Annotated in this window: 19 protein-coding genes and 1 pseudogene; 13 read left to right on the top strand and 7 right to left on the bottom strand. The window is 70.7% G+C overall.

All coding sequences use genetic code 11. The annotated features are described in order from the left end of the window. Positions 1-147: 147 nt before the first annotated feature. Positions 148-1,824 carry an ABC1 kinase family protein gene (locus tag ACYQ07_RS11230; protein ID WP_459881534.1) on the bottom strand — a complete coding sequence of 559 codons (1,677 nt, stop codon included), beginning with the start codon at positions 1,822-1,824 and terminating at the stop codon, positions 148-150. Between the two features lie 3 nt (positions 1,825-1,827). Then, positions 1,828-2,274, bottom strand: coding sequence for an Hsp20/alpha crystallin family protein (locus ACYQ07_RS11225; RefSeq protein WP_459881531.1), 447 nt, complete (start codon positions 2,272-2,274; stop codon positions 1,828-1,830). Positions 2,275-2,421: 147 nt separating this feature from the next. Here ACYQ07_RS11225 and ACYQ07_RS11220 point away from each other — a divergent pair, with 147 nt between their 5' ends. Together ACYQ07_RS11220 and ACYQ07_RS11215 are read left to right on the top strand one after the other, a co-directional pair. Next, positions 2,422-3,678 carry a molybdopterin molybdotransferase MoeA gene (locus ACYQ07_RS11220; protein WP_459881528.1) on the top strand — a complete coding sequence of 419 codons (1,257 nt, stop codon included), beginning with the start codon at positions 2,422-2,424 and terminating at the stop codon, positions 3,676-3,678. After that, positions 3,675-5,726 (top strand): annotated as a pseudogene (locus ACYQ07_RS11215) (molybdopterin biosynthesis protein). The gene ACYQ07_RS11220 and the pseudogene ACYQ07_RS11215 overlap by 4 nt, the downstream one beginning before the upstream one ends. Here the strand turns inward: ACYQ07_RS11215 and ACYQ07_RS11210 are convergent. Continuing rightward, positions 5,696-6,196: a PaaI family thioesterase gene (locus tag ACYQ07_RS11210; RefSeq protein WP_459881525.1), complete on the bottom strand. Its 501-nt coding sequence runs from the start codon at positions 6,194-6,196 to the stop codon at positions 5,696-5,698. The pseudogene ACYQ07_RS11215 and the gene ACYQ07_RS11210 overlap by 31 nt on opposite strands. Before the next feature lie 228 nt (positions 6,197-6,424). Beyond that, on the bottom strand, positions 6,425-7,339 hold the full coding sequence (locus ACYQ07_RS11205) for a DUF8155 domain-containing protein (protein ID WP_459881522.1): 915 nt from the start codon (positions 7,337-7,339) through the stop codon (positions 6,425-6,427). A gap of 127 nt (positions 7,340-7,466) precedes the next feature. On the opposite strand from ACYQ07_RS11205, the gene ACYQ07_RS11200 reads away from it, so the two are divergent. The 7 genes from ACYQ07_RS11200 (at position 7,467) to ACYQ07_RS11170 (ending at position 13,797) form a co-directional block, all read left to right on the top strand. After that, the gene (locus ACYQ07_RS11200) at positions 7,467-8,204 is read left to right on the top strand and encodes a lipoate--protein ligase family protein (protein WP_459881519.1); all 738 of its coding nucleotides are present in this window, start codon (positions 7,467-7,469) and stop codon (positions 8,202-8,204) included. Positions 8,205-8,313: 109 nt separating this feature from the next. Beyond that, positions 8,314-8,715: a 30S ribosomal protein S6e gene (locus ACYQ07_RS11195; protein WP_459881516.1), complete on the top strand. Its 402-nt coding sequence runs from the start codon at positions 8,314-8,316 to the stop codon at positions 8,713-8,715. 30 nt (positions 8,716-8,745) lie between these two features. Then, positions 8,746-9,213, top strand: a complete 468-nt coding sequence (locus tag ACYQ07_RS11190; RefSeq protein WP_459881513.1) for a DUF7112 family protein — start codon at positions 8,746-8,748, stop codon at positions 9,211-9,213. A gap of 596 nt (positions 9,214-9,809) precedes the next feature. Then, entirely contained in the window at positions 9,810-10,901 is a 1,092-nt protein-coding gene (gene ahbB, locus ACYQ07_RS11185; RefSeq protein ID WP_459881510.1) for a siroheme decarboxylase subunit beta, read from the top strand. Positions 10,902-10,946: 45 nt separating this feature from the next. Continuing rightward, positions 10,947-11,612, top strand: coding sequence for a precorrin-2 dehydrogenase/sirohydrochlorin ferrochelatase family protein (locus ACYQ07_RS11180; RefSeq protein WP_459881507.1), 666 nt, complete (start codon positions 10,947-10,949; stop codon positions 11,610-11,612). 16 nt (positions 11,613-11,628) lie between these two features. Further along, positions 11,629-12,966 carry a glutamyl-tRNA reductase gene (gene hemA / locus ACYQ07_RS11175; protein WP_459881504.1) on the top strand — a complete coding sequence of 446 codons (1,338 nt, stop codon included), beginning with the start codon at positions 11,629-11,631 and terminating at the stop codon, positions 12,964-12,966. A gap of 66 nt (positions 12,967-13,032) precedes the next feature. After that, the gene (locus tag ACYQ07_RS11170) at positions 13,033-13,797 is read left to right on the top strand and encodes a Nif3-like dinuclear metal center hexameric protein (protein WP_459881501.1); all 765 of its coding nucleotides are present in this window, start codon (positions 13,033-13,035) and stop codon (positions 13,795-13,797) included. Between the two features lie 14 nt (positions 13,798-13,811). Here the strand turns inward: ACYQ07_RS11170 and yqeC are convergent, their stop codons facing one another. Next, positions 13,812-14,588, bottom strand: a complete 777-nt coding sequence (yqeC, locus tag ACYQ07_RS11165; RefSeq protein WP_459881498.1) for a selenium cofactor biosynthesis protein YqeC — start codon at positions 14,586-14,588, stop codon at positions 13,812-13,814. 50 nt (positions 14,589-14,638) lie between these two features. Then, the gene (locus ACYQ07_RS11160; protein WP_459881495.1) at positions 14,639-14,818 is read right to left on the bottom strand and encodes a hypothetical protein; all 180 of its coding nucleotides are present in this window, start codon (positions 14,816-14,818) and stop codon (positions 14,639-14,641) included. Between the two features lie 656 nt (positions 14,819-15,474). On the opposite strand from ACYQ07_RS11160, the gene ACYQ07_RS11155 reads away from it, so the two are divergent. The 3 genes from ACYQ07_RS11155 (at position 15,475) to ACYQ07_RS11145 (ending at position 17,247) form a co-directional block, all read left to right on the top strand. Continuing rightward, a complete protein-coding gene (locus ACYQ07_RS11155; protein WP_459881493.1) occupies positions 15,475-15,870 on the top strand; it encodes a DUF8159 domain-containing protein in 396 nt (131 codons plus the stop codon). Continuing rightward, positions 15,867-16,805, top strand: coding sequence for an alpha/beta hydrolase (locus ACYQ07_RS11150; protein WP_459881490.1), 939 nt, complete (start codon positions 15,867-15,869; stop codon positions 16,803-16,805). The genes ACYQ07_RS11155 and ACYQ07_RS11150 overlap by 4 nt, the downstream gene beginning before the upstream one ends. 118 nt (positions 16,806-16,923) lie before the next feature. Continuing rightward, entirely contained in the window at positions 16,924-17,247 is a 324-nt protein-coding gene (locus tag ACYQ07_RS11145) for an MTH1187 family thiamine-binding protein (RefSeq protein WP_459881487.1), read from the top strand. Positions 17,248-17,265: 18 nt separating this feature from the next. Here ACYQ07_RS11145 and ACYQ07_RS11140 read toward each other — a convergent pair whose 3' ends face one another. Then, a complete protein-coding gene (locus ACYQ07_RS11140) occupies positions 17,266-17,934 on the bottom strand; it encodes a hypothetical protein (RefSeq protein ID WP_459881484.1) in 669 nt (222 codons plus the stop codon). A gap of 154 nt (positions 17,935-18,088) precedes the next feature. Here ACYQ07_RS11140 and mch point away from each other — a divergent pair, with 154 nt between their 5' ends. Next, positions 18,089-19,027, top strand: a complete 939-nt coding sequence (gene mch, locus ACYQ07_RS11135; RefSeq protein ID WP_459881481.1) for a methenyltetrahydromethanopterin cyclohydrolase — start codon at positions 18,089-18,091, stop codon at positions 19,025-19,027. Positions 19,028-19,038: the final 11 nt, after the last annotated feature.

The raw sequence follows: 19,038 nt of genomic DNA, 5'->3' as shown, positions 1-19,038 counted from the left end.
ACCGAGGGGACGGGAGGGGGATCCGTCCACATGGGTGCCGTCGGACGAGCGCTCGCTCGGAAAACGCCTCGTCCACTCACAGCAGGGGCCTCGTTGAGCAAGTGCCTACTCCCTAAATTCTTTGGAGGGACCGGTTCCGTACCGCTCTCAGTCGTCGTCCCGCTGCTGTTTCATGCTCTGCCGGGTGAACTGCGGCTTCGCGCGGATCCCTCGCTTCTTGCGGAACGAGCGGTAGAGCGCGACGGCCATCGGCGCGGAGAGCCCGAGCACGACGACCGCGAGCTCCAGCGCGTCGGCAAAGGAGTAGAGGATGGTCGCCGAGAGCACGCCGACCGCGAGCAGCACGGAGTAGGCGATCCGCATCGCGAGCTTGTCGAGGACGTTCGTCTCGTCCTCGATGGTGATGTTGACGTGGAGGTCGCCGCGATTGGCCGTTTCGAGGAAGGCGTCCGCCTTGGGCGGGACGGAGAACAGCGCCTCCGCGGTGCGTTGGGCCTGCTGGCCGGCGTCCTCGGCGAGGTCGCGAGCCGTCTGCTCGTAGTAGCCCTCCTCGCGGAGATAGGTGGTCGCCGTCGAGATGAAGTCGAAGTCCTCATCGAGGGTGACACAGACGCCCTCCACGACGGTGGCGACCCGCAGAACGAGCGCGAGATTCCGCGGGAGCCGCAGCGGGAACTCGTAGATGGTCGACTCCACCTGCTCGATGATCTGATTCACCCGGTACTGCTCGATGTCCTCGCCGCGCGCGTCGGCAATGGCGAGCTCCAACACGTCACCCATCACCTCGCGGTCGGCCTCGGGCGAGAGCGTCCCCATCGCCACTAGCGTATCGAGGATGGCGTCGGTGTCCTGGCGAGCCACCGCGACGTAGAAGTCGATGATCTTCTCCTGGACGAACGGGTCGACCCGCCCGGACATCCCGAAATCGTAGAAGACGATGGCGCCGTCGTCGTCGACGGCGAGGTTCCCCGGGTGCGGGTCCGCGTGGAACACCCCGTCGTCGATGATCATCTGGAGGTACACCTCCTGAAGCGTCTCCGCGAGCACCTCGCGGTCGTGGCCGGCGGCGTCGAGCTCGTCGACGTGGCTGATCTTCGTGCCGGGGACGTACTGCATCGTGAGCACGCGGGGCCCGGAGGCGCCCGCGTACGCCTCGGGGATCCGGATCCGGTCGTTGTCCGCGAAATTCCCGCTGATCTCCTCGAGCATCTCCCGTTCGCGCCGGTAGTCCATCTCCTGGCGGATCGTCTTGGCGAACTCGTCGGAGAGGTTCTCCAGCGAGAACGCGCGCCCGCCGCCGATGAACCGGCGCACGAGCGGAAGCGACCACCGGATGGCGACGAGGTCCGCCTCCACCAGCTCCTCGATCCCCGGTCGGCGGATCTTCACGGCCACGTCGTCACCGTCGTACTGGGCCGTGTACACCTGTCCGAGGCTGGCACCGCTTATCGGCTCGTCGGAGAAGTCGTCGAACGTCTCCTCAAGCGGCCCGAGTTCGTCCTCCAACACCTGCTTCGTCTCGGGCCAGGGCGCCGGCGGCACGTCGTCCTGAAGTCCTTCCAACACGTCGATGTACGCCGGCGGGAGGATGTCCGGGCGGGTCGACAGCAGCTGGCCGAGCTTGATGAACGTCGGCCCGAGCGTCAGCAGAATGTCGAGGAGTACGTCGGCGCGCTCACGCTGCGTCGCCTCGTCGACCGACCGCGAGCCGCCGAACAACAGAAACCGCCGCCGGTCACGCCAGTAGGCGACGATCAGCGGGGAGAACTGCCGGAGGACGACGAGAAACCGCCAGTAGGCGCGAAGGTGGACCAGCGTGACCACCCGTTAGGTGTCGTCGGTCGTCGACCCGTCGGAGCTGTCGGTCGACTGGGCGTCGGCGTCGCCGGCGCCGTCGGTCGCCGGTTCGTCGGCGTCCTCGCCGCCCTCGACCGGGATCGCACGGGCTTCGCCGCCGACCCGCTTGGGGAGCGTGACTTCGAGGACGCCGCGCTCCATGTCCGCCTCCGCGGCGGCACCGTCGGCATCCGGCGGGAGCGGGAGCTCGGCGTCGAGAAACAGCGGTCGGTCCTCGCGCACGTAGCGGAACCCCTCCGGCGTCGCCTTCTCACGTCGGGCTTCGACGATGAGCCGGCCGTCCTCCGCGAACACCTCGACGGTCTCGGCGGTCGCCCCGGGAAGGTCGACGACGAGCACGTACGCCTCGTCGGATTCGAGCAGGTCCGCAAACACCGCGTCCGGGAGGTCCCGGAGCGCGTCGCGCAGGGCTGACATACTCGCCGTTGGGGCTGGGCGTCGAAAAAGGGTGTGGTAGCCGTCACGTGTCACCGGCGTTTCACACGCAGGGCGCCGTGTACCCCACACCGCCACAGCACCGCCACGTCCGCGCGCTTTTTCCCGATGGGGGCGGAACCCTCGCCCATGAGCCACGATAGACACGAGGCCGGGTTCAAACAGCGAACCCGCGTCGCGGACGCGCTGGCGACGCTGCTGTCGGCCGCCGAACCCCACGGCCGGACCGAAGTCGTCCCGCTCGCGGACGCCGCCGATCGCGTCGTCGCCGAGCCGGTAACCGCTCCGGCGCCGGTGCCGGGGTACGACCGCGCCGCGATGGACGGGTACGCGGTGCGCGCCGAGGACACCTTCGGCGCCTCCGACCGCTCGCCCGCCGTGCTCCGGCACACCGAGGGACCGGTCGGGCCGGGCGAGGCCGCCCGCGTCCACACGGGGAGCGACCTCCCGGAAGGCGCCGACGCCGTCGTGATGATCGAACAGGTCGAGGAGGTCGGTGAGGAGGTCGAGACGTTCGACGCCGTCGCCGAGGGCGAGAACGTCGGCGACGCCGGCGAGGACGTCGCCGAGGGGCAACACCTCTACGACGAGGGACACGTCCTCCGCCCCTCCGACCTCGGCCTGCTGAAGTCCGTCGGACTGAACGAGGTGCGGGTGTACGAGCGCCCCGACGTGGCCGTCATCCCGACCGGCGAGGAGCTGGTCCAAGCGGACCCCGGTCCGGGCGAGGTGATCGAGACGAACGGGCTCACGGTGTCGGAACTCGTCGAGTCGTGGGGCGGCGACCCGCGATACCGCGATATCGTCACCGACGACGAGGAGGCGCTCGCGGCCGCCATCGAGGACGACCTCGACGCCGACGTGGTCGTCACAACGGGCGGCTCCTCCGTCGGCGAGCGCGACCTGCTTCCGGAGGTCGTCGACTCGCTTGGCGAGGTGCTGGTCCACGGCGTCGCGCTCAAACCCGGCCACCCGGTCTGTCTCGGCGAGGTGTCGGGAACGCCCGTGGTGTCGCTGCCGGGCTATCCCGTCGCCTGCATCGTCAACGCCGTGCAGTTCCTCCGGCCGGTTCAAAAACGCGTGTCGGGGACGGAGGCGAAACCGCACCCGACCCGGCGCGCGACGCTGACCCGGAAGGTGGCGAGCGAACCCGGGACGCGCACCTTTGCGCGCGTCCGGCTGGAGCCCGCACCCGCCGCCGACGAGGGTGAGGGCGGTCGCGACCCCGGCGAGCCCGCGCTCAAAGCGACGCCGACGCGTGCCAGCGGGTCGGGCGTCCTCTCCAGCGTCGCGCTCGCCGACGGCTGGGTCGTCGTGCCCGAGCCGCGTGAGGGACTCGACGCCGGCGAGGTCGTCGACGCCGAGCTGTGGGAGGTGACCCGATGAGCGACCGCAAGGAGTTCCGCGACCTCGCGGAGCCCGAGGCCGCCCACGAGGCGATCGCGTCGCTCGACCTCGCGCCCGAGCCCGAGAGGGTCCCGCTGACGGAGGCCCGCGGGCGCGTCCTCGCCGAGCGCGTCGATGCGACGATGGACGTGCCCGGCTTCGACCGCGCCTCGATGGACGGCTACGCTGTCCGTGCCCGCGACACCTTCGGCGCCGACGAGGCCGACCCCGTCGAGCTCGAACACGTCGGTCACGTCCACGCGGGCGCGACCCCCGAGGTGACCGTCGAGGAGGGTACCTGTGCGGAGATCTCCACGGGCGCCGTGATGCCGGACGGCGCCGACGCCGTCGTGATGGTCGAACGCACCGACGAGGTGCGAGAATCGGCCACGGCCGGCGAGACGGTCGACCACGACCCCGCGGACGACGATCCCAACCGGATCGCGATTCGAACCTCGGTTGCGCCCGGCGACCACGTGATGGCGGCCGGCGCCGACATCGCTGCCGGCGCCCGGGCGCTCGGTCCCGGAACCCGGCTCACCCCCCGCGAGATCGGCCTCCTCTCGGCGCTCGGCGTCGACGAGGTGCCGGTGAAGGGACGGCCGAAAGTGGGGATCGTCTCCACCGGCGACGAGCTGGTCCGGCCGGGCGAGCCGCTCGACCCCTCACGCGGGGAGATCTACGACGTGAACTCCACGACCATCGCCGCGGGCGTCGCGGAGGCGGGCGGTGACCCCGTGCTCTACCCACACGCCGGCGACGACTACGAGGAGATGGAGCGGCTGCTCCGAACGGCTGCCGAGGAGTGCGACCTAGTGCTCTCGTCGGGCTCCACCTCCGCCAGCGCGGTCGACGTCATCTACCGCGTCATCGAGGAGCGCGGGGACCTGCTGCTCCACGGCGTCGCCGTCAAGCCCGGCAAGCCGATGCTCGTCGGCCGGCTCGACAAGGGCGAGGGCGGCGAGTCCGCCTACGTCGGGCTTCCCGGCTACCCCGTCTCCGCGCTCACCATCTTCCGGACGTTCGTGGCTCCAAAGATTCGCTCGGCCGCGGGACAGCCCGAGCCCCGCACCGCGACCGTCGACGGACGGATGGCCATCGGCGAGCGCTACGGCGAGGGACGCCTCCGGCTGATGCCCGTCGGCCTGCTCGACCTGGGTGACGGCACGGCCGCGGAGTCGCCGGCGGGTGACTCCGACCTCCCCCTCGTCTACCCCGTTGACAAGGGCTCCGGCGCGACGACGAGCCTCGTCGAGGCTGACGGCGTCGTCGCCGTCGATCCCGACACGGACTACCTCGACGCCGGCGAGGAGGTAACCGTCCAGCTGTTCTCGCCCGATGTCCGTCCCCCGACCCTGTTGGGCGCCGGCGAGGACGACCCCGCGATCAACCGGCTGCTCGACCGACTGTCGGCGCCGCGGTATCTTCCGGTCGGCTCCCGCGAGGGGCTCCGCCGGCTGCGCGACGGCGTGCCGGACGTGGCCGTCACCGCGGGCCCCGTGGAGCGCGATGTCGAGCGCGTGACGCTCGGCGGCTTCGAGCGCGAGTGGGGGCTCGTCGTCCCCGAAGGGAACCCCGCAGGCGTCGAGTGGCTCGACGACCTCGTTGACGCGGACCTCCGGTTCGTCAACCGGCCGACCGACGCCGGGCTCCGCCGGAGCCTCGACGAGGCGTTCGACGCGCTGGCGGCGGAGCGAGAGGCCACCCGGACGGAGCTAACCGGCGCCGTAAACGGCTACGAGCTCACCGTCCGCGCCTTCGAGAGCCCCGCACGGAAGGTCGCCGCCGGCGAGGCGGATGTCGGACTCGGGCTTCGCGCGACCGCCGAGAAGCTCGACTGCGGATTCGTGTCGCTCGGGACCCAGCCCGTCCGGGTCCACGCCGCGCCCGACCGTGTCGAGCGTGACGCGGTTCGGGAGCTCGACGCCGCGCTCGACGACCTCGCGGTCGTGCTCGGCGACCTTCCCGGTTACGAGGCGTAGGGACGGTCGCCCGCCGATGGCGACGATGGCAGGCGCTACTCCCGAAACAGCCGGAACGACCCCTGACCGACGACGACCTCCCGCCGGCCGTCGTCCGACGGCGCGTTCCCGCCCTCCGCGTCCGCCGCCGAACCGCCACCCGTCGTCACCCGCATATCGCTGACGCCGATGGAGCCGCCGGCGCGGACAACATCCGCCTCCGCGCGCAGGTCGCCGTTCGCCGGTCGGAGGTAGTTCACGTTGAGGTTGACGGTGGCGACGCCGCCCGACAACGGGTCAGCGAACGTCGTGCGCTGGGCGACGCCGCCCGCCGTGTCGACGAGCGTGGCGGCGACCCCGCCGTGGATCGTCTGGCCGTCCGCGTTCGTGAGCTTCTCGTCGAACGGGAGGGACAGCACCACTCGCCCGCGTTCGACGGTCTCGACACGCGTCCCGAGCCACGAGAGGTAGCCGTGCTCCTCCTCGATGTAGCGCTCGACGAACGACGCCGCCTCGTCGGGAAGCGGGTCGAACGCCCCCGGGTCGAAATCTGCCATACCCGGCGGTGGTCGGGCGTCGGCTTCAACGTCGGGGGTTTCGCATGGAACGGCACGCTCCCGCATGCCGCCGCCCAAATCGGTGTCACACCTTTTAGCCGATCACGAACCAGCCCCGCCGTGGTCTGACCAGCTGCCTGCGGCGGCCGAGACGGGAGTCCGGCGTACCGCCGTGGGGTCGTCGAGCGCGCCGGCTGTTAGCCTCCAAATCCCTCCTTAACAGGCCCGTTACCGCCCAACACCGAGCCGGATCGGGTCGTCGCTCTCCCGAACCGCGACGATGACCGTCTCGCCAACGGCGAACTCGCTGTCCGGGCAGACGAGTTTGACGCCGAGCCGGTCGCGAGACGCGAACAGCGACAGCCCCGTGACGCGCTCACCGTTCGCGAGCACATCAACGTCGTCCCACGCGATCCCGCGCTCCGTCCTGATGCCGACGCGCGTGCCGAGTAGCGACACCGGCTCACCTACTGCGGAATCCGCGACGGAGCCGGCATCCGTCTCCCGCTCGAACGTGCCGCCGCCGGCGTAGTGGGTGAGCCCGCCGTCCAGCGGGACATCCCCGTCACTCGCGAGCGCCGCGAACGCGCGCCCCGACGCCGGGTGTGCCGGCGCGTCCAGCACCGCGTGTGTCGGCCCCGTCTCGACGACGGTACCCGTCCCGTCCCACGGAACGGGCGTCACGTCGACGCCGAGCGACACCGGCAGCGATCCGCTCGCCCGGAGCGGGCTCGTGCCCGGCGCCCGAAAGCCGAGGTGGACGTGGTTGGCGACCCACTGGCCGAAGAAGCCGGAGCGCGTCATCGGCCCGAGGCGGTCGCCGACGACCACCTCGTCGCCCGGCTCCACCTCCGGGTCCACGTGGAGGATCCGTGCGACCGTTCCCGGCTCCGCGCCCGCCTGAGCACACCAGTCGTCGCCAAGCTCGACGACGATCAGGTGGTCCGTGTCGGCGGCGTGCGGACGGTCCGGACAGCCGACGGTTCGGGTCGCACGAACCGTCCCCGCCACCGGGGAGATCCCGTCGTTCGTCGACGGGTAGCAGTCGACGGCACGGCCGTCGTCGTGTGCCGGATACGGCGAGTTGAACCGGGAGAGTCGCTCGTATCGTCGACAGACCGACGCCGGGAGCGTGACGCTCATCGACGGCGATACGCGAGGCGGCGTGAAACCGGCGTCGGTACGGCCCTCGACCGCCAAAACGGGAACGGGCACCTACGCGAAGCGACACACGGGGAAGTCACTTGTCGCTCCGTCCCCGAGAGCGGCTATGGAACTGGTGCGGGGTCGCGAGCCGACCGTCGAGCGAGACCGGGCGGCGACCGCCGCCGCGCTCGACCGGGCAGGCGAGAACGCGGAGGAGGTCGTTCGGGTGTGGGCAACCCACCGACAGGTTGCGTTCGGGCGCCGAGACACTCGTGCGGACGGCTACGAGCGTGCGGCTGCCGCCGCCCGCTCCCAGGGGTTCGAGCCGGTGGAGCGGAGCGTGGGCGGGCGGGCGGTGGCGTACACCGGGCGGACGCTAGCGTTCGCGGTCGGAATCCCGCAGTCCGGGATGCGAACCGGGATCACCGAACGGTACGATCTAGCGACGGAGACGGTCGTCGAGGCTCTTCGGGATATCGGAGCGGACGTGGAACCGGACGAGCCACCCGACGCCTTCTGTCCGGGCGACCACTCCGTGCGGGTCGCCGGCGGTGGAAAGGTGTCGGGGATCGCTCAACGGGTTCGTGCGGACGCCGCGCTCGTCTCCGGGTGCGTCCTCGTCGAACAGACGGACACGACGCCCATCGCCTCGGTTCTGGAGCCGGTGTACGCCGCACTCGGCGTGGCTTTCGACCCGGAATCCGTGGGAAGCGTCGCGGCCGCCGGCGGGCCGGATTCGTCCAAACAGGTGGCCGCCGCGCTGGAGACGGCGCTCGCTGACGCTTGGGACGATGCGGACGGATCGGGTGCGCCGGCCGACCGCCGGATTCGGACGCTCGCCGAACGACCGCTGGTCGAGTGACGGATCGTCGTCGAGGCCGAGCGATCGGCGGCGAGACAGCCTATGCCGGGAGACGACGCGAAGAGGAGGTTTCGACGTGTTTTTACTCGGCGGGGGACACGCTATCCGTATGGCTGAATTCAAGGTCGTCGTCGCCGACCCCGAGACCGGCGAGACGTTCCAGAAAGAAATTGACGGACAGGACGCAAATCGATTCCTCGGCCGCGACATCGGCGACGAGATCGGCGGCGACGCGGTGGGACTCGACGGGTTCACTGTCGAGATCACCGGTGGCTCCGACGAAACCGGTCGACCGATGCGGGGCGACGTTGCAGGCACGCGCCTGAAGGAGATGCTGCTCGAGGGCGGCGTCGGCTACAAGCCGACCCGCGACGGCGAGCGCAAGCGGATCACCGTCCGCGGTCGCGAGATCGCCGACGACGTGGCCCAGATCAACGTCTCGGTGGTCGAGGGCGACGGCAGCGTGGCTGACGCGCTCGGCGAGGGCGACGACGGCGACGACGAGGAGTAAGCCGCCTTTTCACTGCGGATTTCACTTCACATGCCGCGTGTCACCTCCGACGACGACAGCGTCGCGTCCGTTCGCGTCCGCGTCGCGCGCAGCGGCGGCACCCGCCGCCCCTGCGTGCGGCTGCCGGCGGACGACGACCTCGAGAAGCGCGTCGAATCCGGCTCGTGTGACGCGCTCGGCGTCGAGCCGGGCGACCTCGTCCGGCTGACGTTCGACCGAGAGGAGTACCACGCGAAAGTCGAAGGCGACCGCCAAAAGCGGGTGTTCCGCGGCGCCTTCGACAATCGCCGGCTCGCGCGCACCCCCGGCGAGGGCGACAACCGGCTGGTCGCGTGGCTCCGCGAGCACGGCCGCGAGGAGGACGACGCGCTCGTGCTCGACGTGGTCGTTCCAGGTGACCACTACGGGCTCCGGATCCCCGGCGAGCGCGCCGTCTACGATGCCAAGCGTGGCCCCCGATCGTCACTCGCGGACATTGCGAGCGACATCGACGGGTGAGTCGGGCGCCCCGAACCGCTTTTTAAGTGGCCACGACACTGCGGGTCGGCCTTTTGAGTGCGTAGACCGGTCTTATAACGTGGCGCGCCCGGCGAGCGCCCAACGGGCGTGAGCCGGAGCGCGAGGGAGGCAGCGGACGCCGGCGGAGCGGTTTCCCGCCGGCGTCCGTCTGCCGAGGCTGGGGAGGTGTGAGGTGCGGTTGCGGGGCTGCGCGGTCGGGTGGGACTCAAAGGGGCAGCCGGCGAGGACGAAGCACGGCGACGCAAGCACTCAAAAGGCCGAGCGGTGCGGAGAGGCCTTTTGAGCGCGCAGCAAGCCGCGCGAGTCGTCGCCGGCTGGGGCTTTGGAGGTGTTCTTCGTCGCACTCACTCCGTCAACCGCTTATAAGGTGCCGACTGGGGCTTTGGCAGTGGTCGCCGGCGTAGACACTCCAGCAACTACGCCAACCGCTTATAAGCCCACGACCGCGCCAAACACGTCTACAACCGCCCATCCACCATACTCCACAAACGCCCTTTTAAGCGCCGAGTAGCAGCGTCTCCCACCGGCCGCGCATTGTCGAACCCCTTATTCTCGTTCGGGTCCGATCACCTCTCATGAAGGAGGTCGACGCGGAGCTGTCGGCGCTCGACCGGGCGATCATCAACGCGTTCCAGGGCGGGTTCCCCGTCGTGGAGCGGCCGTTCGAGCCGGCGGCCGCCGCGCTCCGGGAGCGCGACGTTCAGGTGATGGGCGAGGAGCTCCGCGAGCGCGTCGCGGAGCTCGACGAGTCCGGCGTGCTCTCGCGGTTCGGCGCGCTGGTCAACGCCGAGGAGATCGGCGGCGCGGCGTCGCTCGTCGCGATGCACGCCCCCGAAGAGCGGTTCGAGGCGGTCGTCGAGACGGTGAACGACTTCCGCGAGGTCGCGCACAACTACGAGCGCGAGCACCCGCATCTCAACGTCTGGTTCGTCGTCTCGGTGGCGGATCACCCGGATCCGGACAAGGACGGGTCCGACCGCGTCGAGGAGGTGCTCGCGGAGATCGAGGACGCGACCGGCCAGGAGACGTACAATCTGCCGAAACAGCAGGAGTTCCACGTGGGCGCGAAGTTCCTCGTCGACGGTCCCGTGCCGGACGGCGATCTCGACCTGTCCGACCTCGGCCCCGAGGTAACCCCCGAAAATCGCGACACGCTCACGCCCGAGGAGCGCGATCTCGTCGTGGAGATCCAGGGCGGGCTTCCGGTGACGGACACGCCATACGCCGACGTGGCCGAGGCGATCGACGCCGATACCGAGTGGGTGGTCGAGACGATCAAGCGGTTCAATCAGGAGGGGAAGGTGCGCCGGGTGGGCGTCATCCCGAACCACTACGCGCTCGGCTACACGGAGAACGGAATGACCGTCTGGGACGTGCCCGAGGACGTGCTCGCGGAGGTCGGGCCGGCGGTCGCGGACCTCGACTTCGTCACGCACTGTTACGAGCGCCCGCGCCACGAGGGCGTCTGGGAGTACAACTTCTTCGCGATGACCCACGGGCGCACGGAAGCCGAAAGCGAACAGCGCGTCGCGGAGGTGCGCGACCTGATGACCGACTACTGGGACGTGGGCGCAGACGACTGGGACACCCTGTTCTCGACGCGCATTCTGAAGAAGACGGGCATCCGGATCGACGAGCGCGCCGACAGCAACACGGACGCGGCGTAACTCGCCCGCCATGACCCTCCCGCCCACAATGAGCCCTCACTCACCATGATCCCCCTATTCCACGACTTCGACGGAGAGACGGTGCTGGTCGTCGGCGGCGGCGCCGTCGGCGCCCGGAAGGCGGCGCGATTCGCCACGGAGGCGAGCGTCGTCGTCGTCGTCAGCCCGGCGTTCCACGACCGATTCGAGGCGCTTCGGACGGACCCCGAAACCGACCTCGAACTCGTCCGTGAGGCGCCCGACGCCGACGGCGTCCGCGAGTGGGTCGACCGGCTGGACCCCGTGCTCGTCGTCGCCGCAACTGACGACGAGACCATCAACGCCGCGACCGAAGCCGCGGCTCGCGAGGCCGGCGCGCTCGTCAACCGGACGGACCGCTCCGGCTCGCGGGCGGCCGACAGCGTCGTCGTGCCCGCGACGGTTGCCGACGAGCCCGTTCGGGTGGCGCTGTCGACGGGTGGCGCCAGCCCCGCGCTCGCCAAGCACCTGCGCGAGCGGATCGACGCCGAGATCGACGGCGCGGGCGCGATGGCCCGGGTCTCCGGCGACATCCGCGAGGACCTCAAGGCGCGCGGCGTCGACCCCGAAACCCGCCGGGAGGCGGTGCGGGAAGTCGTCCGCTCCACCCCGGTTTGGAAGGCTTTACAAGAGGCGGAATCCAAGGGCAGGCAAGAAGCCGAGCGGGTCGCAGCGGAGATGGTAGACAGATGAGATGGACGGCTCACACATGAAACGGACAGGCGTTATCACGGGGATGAGCGTTGCCCACGCCCGCGCAAGCGTCGACGAGATCGACGCCGCCGGCGGCGACAGCGTCCGGGCCACCGTCTCCGACCTCCTCGCCCGCGACAGCGTCGAGGAGGCGTTCGCGATCACGACCTGCAACCGCGCCGAGGCGTTCGTCGTCGCCGACCGCGCCGTGGACGGCGCCGCGGCCTTGGAGTCGTTCGCGCCCGACGTGCGCGGCGGCGCCGTCCGCCGTCTCGACCACGAGGAGAGCCTCGAACACCTGATGCGCGTCGCCGCCGGCATGGAGTCGCTCGTGCTCGGGGAAGACCAGATCATCGGGCAGGTGCGCGACGCCTACGAGGAGGCCCGCGCCGCCGGCGGCATCGGTCCCGTCCTCGAGGACGCCGTCACGAAAGCCCTCCACGTCGGCGAGCGCGCCCGCACCGAGACCGCCATCAACGAGGGCGTCGTCTCGCTGGGCTCGGCCGCCGTCGAGCTCGCGAGCGACGAGACGGACCTCGACGACGCCAGCGCGCTCATCGTCGGCGCCGGCGAGATGGGAACGCTCGCGGCCCGCGCGCTCGACGACACCGGCGTCACGGAGGTCGTCGTCGCCAACCGCACCGTGCCAAACGCGGAGTTCGTCGCCAGCGAGGTCGACGCCGACTCCCGCGCGCTCCCCCTTGCCGCGCTCGCCGGCGCGCTTCCGGACGCGGACCTCGTCATCACCGCGACCGGCAGCCCGGAACCCGTCCTCGGTCGGGGCGACCTCGCGGACGCCGGCGAGACGGTGTGTATCGACATCGCCCAACCCCGCGACGTGGACCCGACCGCCGGCGAACTCGACGATGTAACGCTGTACGACATCGACGCTTTGGAGAGCGTCACCCGCCGCACCCGCGAGCGCCGCGAGGCGGAGGCCCACGAGGTGGAGGCGATGATCGACGAGGAGCTCGACCGCCTGCTGGAGTCGTACAAGCGCAAGCGCGCCGACGACGCCATCTCGACCATGTACGCCGCCGCCGACCGCGTGAAGGCCCGCGAGGTCGAGAAGGCGGTCACCAAGCTGGAGGCGCAAGGCGGGCTCACCGACGACCAGCGCGAGTCCGTGCAGGCGATGGCGGACGCGCTCGTGGGACAGCTGCTTGCCGCCCCCACCAAGTCCCTGCGCGACGCCGCCGCCGAGGACGACTGGGAGACGATCCAGACCGCCCTCACCCTGTTCGACCCCGAGTTCGACGCCCCCCCACAGTCGCCCGACGAGGGCGAAACGGGCGCCGGCGGCACCGGTACCGGCGGCATGCCGGACGCGATCGCTGACGAACTCGACGACTGACTCGTCTCCACTGCTGTCGCGACCTGCGGCCGCCGTTTTTAACCCCCATCCCGAGCAAGCGCGCACATGGACCTCTCCGAGCTCGTTCGCCGGCTCGATGACCGACTGGACACCGCCGCCTACGCCGACGTGGACGCCAGCGCCAACGGCCTGCAGGTCGGCCCCGAGGAGGCGACCGTCGAGCGCGTCGCCTTCGCGGTCGACGCCGCGATGGAGACGATCGAGGCCGCCGCGCGCGCCGACGCCGACGTGCTCGTCACCCACCACGGGCTCTCGTGGGGCGGCATCGAGCGCGTCACCGGCCGGACCCACGACCGGATCGCGGCGCTGGTCGAGCACGACATCGCGCTGTACGTCTCGCACCTCCCGCTCGACGGCCACATGGAACTCGGCAACGCAGCGGGCGTCGCGGACGAACTGGGACTGGAGAACCGCAAGCCGTTCGGCTCGGTCGGCCCGGAGACGGTCGGCCTCGTCGGCGACGCCGCCGACCCGCTTTCGGTCCCTCTCCTGCGGAGTCACCTCGCGGAGTTCGAGGGGAGCGTGCAGGAGCCGAAGGTGCTGGAGTTCGGCCCGGAGACCGTCGAGCGCGTCGCCGTGCTCACGGGGTCGGGCACGGACTGGCTCGACGAGGCGGTCGACGCCGGTGCGGACGCGTTGGTGACCGGCGAGGGGAAACAGCAGGTGTACCACGACGCCCGGGAGGCCGGGATCACCGTCGTGCTCGGCGGCCACTACGCGACGGAGACGTTCGGCGTCCGCAACCTCCAGGAGATCGTCGACGCGTGGGGGCTGGAGACGGAGTACGTGAGCCATCCGACCGGGCTCTGAGCGCTAAAAAAGACCTACACCGAGACGACATCCACGACCGCGGCGTCGATCATCCGCGCGAGCACGACGTGAGGGACCTCGACGCCGGCGTCCGCCAGCCGAGCGGCGTCGAGGTGGTCAGTGAACGCGGCGGCAACCTCGCGGGCGGCGGCCGCACCCGCCTCGTCGTCGACCTTGTTGATGAGGGGAATCGCCGTCGCGCCCGCCGGTACGTCCTTGAGCCCCCCGTCGCGACTGGCGAGGACGGCGCCGACCACGTCGGGCGTGATCTGCTCACCCACGGCGACATCGACGCCGGCCGCCTGAGCGACCGCGGCGACGCGCTCCGGGCGGTGGACCAGCCTCTCGTCGAGGGGTTCACCCACGACGTGCGCGGAGGCGACGGGCACCACCACGTCGGCGTTTCGCGGAATCTGCGGCTCGCCCTCCTTGGGCGCCTTGAAGTCGCGCATCCGGGCGCCGTCGGCCTTGATGAGGGTAGCGCCGGGATTGGCGTCGATCAGGTCGGCGACGACCTCGGTGTCGTAGCCGAGATAGCGGTCCTCGCGCTCGCGGGCGGCGACCAATCCGAGGGGGAAGTCGTCGTCGGTCGCCGCCTTAAGGGCGGCCACCGGGTTGTCGGTCGTTGCCACGCGAGCCGCATCGTTGTCGAAGATCGGGATGCGGACCGCCGCCGTGATCACGGGGCGGTCGAGTCGCCGCGCGAGCGCGTACATCGTGGTCTTCTTGCCGCCCGCGCCGACGACGGCGACGGCGGCGTCCTCGGCCCGAAGGGCCGCGACGAGGTTCATGGCTGGAGTTGACGCCCGGCGAGTAAAAGGGCTGGCGAGGCGGCGCTCGCTCACTCCTTGCCGTCCGCCCCGTTACCGTCGAGAAACGCCCGAAGATCGCCGCCACACCCAACGCACAACAACACGCGCAGCTCGCCGTCCGGGTCCAACACGTCCACCGCGGCGAACTCGTCGCCGGGGGTGATGGCGCGGCCACAGCGCACGCAGTCGTGCGTCCGCCGGAGCGTCACGCCGGCACCCCTCTCGTGCTCGTCGGGGGCGATTGTTGCAGTGCAAGCATGGCCGATCGTTGGAAGCCGCCGATAATGTAGCCCCCGTTTTCGGGATCCGAGACGACCGCCAGCAGGGGCCACACTCCGCAGCGGCGGGGTGACGGCGCGAAGCCCACGCCGGCGGCGTGCGCCTCGGCGGCGCTGTCGTCCGTCTCGCTCCCCAGAGACCCTTCACGGTTCCTGTAAGGAGCGACCGAGCCACATCACGAAGGCGTTCGCGGCGGCCGATGTGGCGGGCATCCGACTCCACACACCGGGGCGTCAAACATATTTCTTCACGTTCATTATTGGCATTAGTAATAGGTCGCGGCCCCTGCAGGGTCTCGTCGAGTCCCGGTCGTCCGAACCAGGGAGAGATATCTAATTCTGCTGACTGAAACCTTCTTCACCGAGCGTTTAAGCCCGTTCGGGAGATATTCGGAATTGGCCGCGCGGGACGATCGTGTGCCTCTGACAGAGCCGATCAGGCCCGTTCCGGGCCCCCGCCTGCGGCTTTCCACACCCGTGAGCGACGGCGTCGGCGACCATCGGCGTCGCTGCTCGTGGACGTGTGGATCCCCTTCACCGGACGCCGACGCCGGTAGGGATTTATCCGGCGCGAACGTGCACCCGATATGACCGCCGAGGAGGCCGCGGACCGTGTGGAGGCGACGCTCCGGAGCTACGGCGTCAGCGTCGAATCTCTCGACGGCGGCGACCCGCTGAAGCTGACGTACATGACGGCGTTTCCCGGACGGAGCGTCCACAAACGGGAGATCGGCCGCGCGCTCAACGCGCTGCTCGACCGCGCGGACGCCGGCGCGTGGGAGCCCGTCCGCGTCGAGGCGACGGTCGTGCGCACGCCCGGCGACGAACTCGGATACTGGCATGCCGAGGGAGAGTGGTTCGAGGCGCTCTCTGCCGGTGAGTTGACGGAAACGGAGTTCTCCACCCGCGTGCTCGCCACGCTGGAACACGTCGACGGCGAAGCGTCACCCACGGACGACGGTCCGCCGGAGGAGTCGCAGTGACCCGCCGGCACCCCGTCAACCGCGCCCAACGACGACTCGACCGACCCGCCCGCGAGCGGTTCGCCACCCGGTCGCTGGCGTTCGACGCCGGCGGCGACACCTGCCGCGGCACGCTGTACCTGCCCGCCGGCGACGACGAGGACGTTCCCGTCGTCGTGATGGCGCCCGGGCTCGGCGCGGAGCGAACCTTCGGCTACCCGGCGCTGGCCGAGCGGTTCGCGGACGCCGGCTACGCCGCGTTTCTGTTCGACTACCGCGGATTCGGGGAGTCGGACCGCCGCGACCAGCTCGTGGACCCCGCCCGCCAGCGCGCCGACTACGAGGCCGCCATCGAGCGGGTTCGGCGAGTGGACGCGGTCGGTCGCGAGCTCGTCCTCTGGGGCGCCTCGCTCTCCGCCGCCCACGTCCTCACGCTCGCGGCGGACCGGCACGACGTGGACGCCGTCGTCGCCCAGACGCCGCTACTCGACGCCCGGGCCGTGACGCTCTCGCGCGGCTGGCGGTACGTCGCGCGGGCGACGCTCGCCGGCGTGCGCGACCTGCTCGGGGCCCGGTTTGGCCGCGGACGCACCGTGCCGATCGTCGGCGGGAGCGAGGAGCTCGCCGCCATCACCGAGGATCGCACCCAGCGCGCCTACCTCGATCTGGTCGACCGGGAGTCGAACTGGCGCAACGAGACGCCCGCACGCGGGCTGTTGAAGCTCGTCACCTACCGGCCGATCGAGACGATCGACGAGGTGACCGCGCCGACGCTCCTGCTCGCCGGGACGGACGACACGATCGTGCCCGTCGACCGCGTCGCGGACGCCGCCGAGCGGCTCGACCGCGGGACGCTCGTCACGATGCCCGCCGACCACTTTTCAGTGTACGGCGAGGATTTCGAGCCCGCCGTCGGGCATCAGCTTTCGTTTTTGAAGGACGCCCTCGACCGGTAGTCGCACCGGGCGAGTGGGCGCTCGCGACCGGTAGTCACACCGGGCGAATGCCCTCGACCGGTAGTCGGTCCCTGCACCGTTCGGCCCTTTTAAGCCGCCGCCGAGCGCACGTCCGGCCATGACCGTCGTTGCCCTGCTGAGCGTCGCACCGGTGACCGAGGAGAGCATGGCCGGCGAAGTGGCGAAGGCCGTCGCGGCCCTCGACGACTTCGACGTGAGCTACGAGACCAACCCGATGGGAACGGTGATCGAGGCCGACGACATCGACACCCTGCTTGCGGCCGTCGGCGCCGCCCACAAGGCGGTCGACGGCGACCGCGTCTCCACCGTCCTGAAGGTGGACGACAAGCGGACTGTCGACCAGTCGGCCGCCGACAAGGTGGACGCCGTCGAGGAGCACCTTGGACGGCCGGCCCGCGGCGGGCAGCACGACCCCTCTTAAGCGGCCCCTCAGAGCCTTTTAAGCGGCGTCCACGACCACCTCGCCGCCGGCGTCGACGGTTCCTTCGGGATTGGTCACCGCCACCTCGACGGTCGCCGTGCGGGTGGCGCTCGCCTCGTCGTCGCCGCCCGCGACCGTCACGGCACTCACCACGTCGAGCGTAGTCGACGCCGTCTCCCCGCCGGAGAGGTCGCCGTCGCTCAAGGCGTCGCTCGTCACCGCGTCGCCGCGCGCGGTGGCGTCCGCGCGGTCGAGCGCGACCGTGAGATCTCCGTGGGTGGTGCCGAACTCGTCGCCTGACACCTCGCGCACGTCGCCCGGCGTGGTCTCCGGATCGGCGTCCGACAGCGTTTCCCGGTACATCTCGTCGACGCCAGCCGGGCCGCCGACGCCGAGCGTAACCTCCAGCATCTCCACGCCCTCGCCGAAGTCCTCCCACGACACCGAGAGCTCCGGCGAGAGGTAGACGGCCTCGATCCGGCCGTCGTTGCTCGTCACGGTCGGGTCGCCGCCGACCTCCAGCGCCGCGGGGTCCGTGTCGACGGCGACCGCGGGCTCGGCGGCCGTGGCGAGCGTCATGCCCGCCGCCGTGGCGGCGCCGACGAGTCCCGCGAACCCGGCGATCAGCGAGCGTCTGGAGTGGCTGATGGGCGATCGGGGCGAGTCGGAGTCGGTGGTGTCGGCCATCGCGGGGCGAGGTGCGGCGGCTTCGTTGATAAGGTGTCGTACGGGAGCGTACACGGCAGTTCTCAGGACACGCGACGGCGACGACTTCGAAAGCGGCCTGCCGACGAGCGCCCCGACTGATAAACCCCTTACGCGCGGAGCCCACAGTGGGGATATGGAGAGCATCAACCGGACCGCGATCGAACTCGTCGACGAGGCGCTCGACTTTGCGGGCGAGCTCAACGTGTCGAGCTACGAGCTGGACAACGGCGCCACCGTCGTCGACTTCGGTGTCGACGCCGGCGGCGGGGTCGAGGCGGGACTCCTCCTCACGGAGATCCAGACCGCGGGCCTCGCGAACGTCCGCACCAGCATGGGCGAGGTCGCCGGGACCCCGCGCCAGCACGTCGAACTGTCCACCGACCATCCCGCCGTCGCGCTGCTCTGTTCACAGAAGGCCGGGTGGGAGCTCGCCTTCGAGAGCGGCTTCGAGGGGCTCGGCTCCGGGCCGGCCCGCGCGCTCGTCGGCCGCGAGACGGAGTTCGAGAAGGTGGGGTACTACGACTCCTCGGAGTTCGCCACGCTGGCGATCGAGTCCACGCAGCTGCCCGACGAGGAGGTCGCCGAGCACGTGGCCGACCTCACCGAGACCGACCCCGAGGGCGTGTTCCTCCCGACGTTCGCCACCGGCTCGACCGCGGGATCCGTCTCGACGGCCGCACGCGCCGCCGAGCTCGCCGTCTTCCGTCTGCTCGAGATCGGCTACGAGCCTACCGACGTGCTCCACGCCTCCGGCTCCGCGCCGGTCGCGCCCGTCACGTACGACGAGGACCTCGCGATGGGCCGGACCAACGACGCCATCGCCTACGGCGGCGAGGTCCACCTGCAGGTCGCCCGCGACGACGACCGATTCGACCAGCTGGTCTCGACCGCGCGAGAGGACTACGGCACGCCGTTCGTCGAAGTGTTCGAGGAGGCGGACTGGGACTTCTACGAGGTGCCCGAGAGCGTCTTCGCGCCCGCGAAGGTCACCGTCGACGTGGTCGACGGCCCCGTCTACGCGTTCGGCGAGACGGACGACGACCTGCTCGCGGAGTCGTTCGACATCCGCTAACCCGCGGGCCG

The sequence above is a fragment of the Halorubrum gandharaense genome, assembly GCF_054654575.1.
Note: the sequence above shows the minus strand (reverse complement) of the source record. Positions and strands in the feature narration are given on the sequence as shown.

Excerpts from the sequence above, each read along its gene's own strand:
- ACYQ07_RS11210 (WP_459881525.1), bottom strand. The coding sequence starts at position 6,196 with ATGGCAGATTTCGACCCGGGGGCGTTCGACCCGCTTCCCGACGAGGCG.
- ACYQ07_RS11225 (WP_459881531.1), bottom strand. The coding sequence starts at position 2,274 with ATGTCAGCCCTGCGCGACGCGCTCCGGGACCTCCCGGACGCGGTGTTT.
- ACYQ07_RS11170 (WP_459881501.1), top strand. The coding sequence starts at position 13,033 with ATGGACCTCTCCGAGCTCGTTCGCCGGCTCGATGACCGACTGGACACC.
- ACYQ07_RS11140 (WP_459881484.1), bottom strand. The coding sequence starts at position 17,934 with ATGGCCGACACCACCGACTCCGACTCGCCCCGATCGCCCATCAGCCAC.
- ACYQ07_RS11145 (WP_459881487.1), top strand. The coding sequence starts at position 16,924 with ATGACCGTCGTTGCCCTGCTGAGCGTCGCACCGGTGACCGAGGAGAGC.
- ahbB (WP_459881510.1), top strand. The coding sequence starts at position 9,810 with ATGAAGGAGGTCGACGCGGAGCTGTCGGCGCTCGACCGGGCGATCATC.
- ACYQ07_RS11190 (WP_459881513.1), top strand. The coding sequence starts at position 8,746 with ATGCCGCGTGTCACCTCCGACGACGACAGCGTCGCGTCCGTTCGCGTC.
- yqeC (WP_459881498.1), bottom strand. The coding sequence starts at position 14,588 with ATGAACCTCGTCGCGGCCCTTCGGGCCGAGGACGCCGCCGTCGCCGTC.
- ACYQ07_RS11205 (WP_459881522.1), bottom strand. The coding sequence starts at position 7,339 with ATGAGCGTCACGCTCCCGGCGTCGGTCTGTCGACGATACGAGCGACTC.
- ACYQ07_RS11155 (WP_459881493.1), top strand. The coding sequence starts at position 15,475 with ATGACCGCCGAGGAGGCCGCGGACCGTGTGGAGGCGACGCTCCGGAGC.
- mch (WP_459881481.1), top strand. The coding sequence starts at position 18,089 with ATGGAGAGCATCAACCGGACCGCGATCGAACTCGTCGACGAGGCGCTC.
- ACYQ07_RS11195 (WP_459881516.1), top strand. The coding sequence starts at position 8,314 with ATGGCTGAATTCAAGGTCGTCGTCGCCGACCCCGAGACCGGCGAGACG.
- ACYQ07_RS11180 (WP_459881507.1), top strand. The coding sequence starts at position 10,947 with ATGATCCCCCTATTCCACGACTTCGACGGAGAGACGGTGCTGGTCGTC.
- hemA (WP_459881504.1), top strand. The coding sequence starts at position 11,629 with ATGAAACGGACAGGCGTTATCACGGGGATGAGCGTTGCCCACGCCCGC.
- ACYQ07_RS11200 (WP_459881519.1), top strand. The coding sequence starts at position 7,467 with ATGGAACTGGTGCGGGGTCGCGAGCCGACCGTCGAGCGAGACCGGGCG.
- ACYQ07_RS11220 (WP_459881528.1), top strand. The coding sequence starts at position 2,422 with ATGAGCCACGATAGACACGAGGCCGGGTTCAAACAGCGAACCCGCGTC.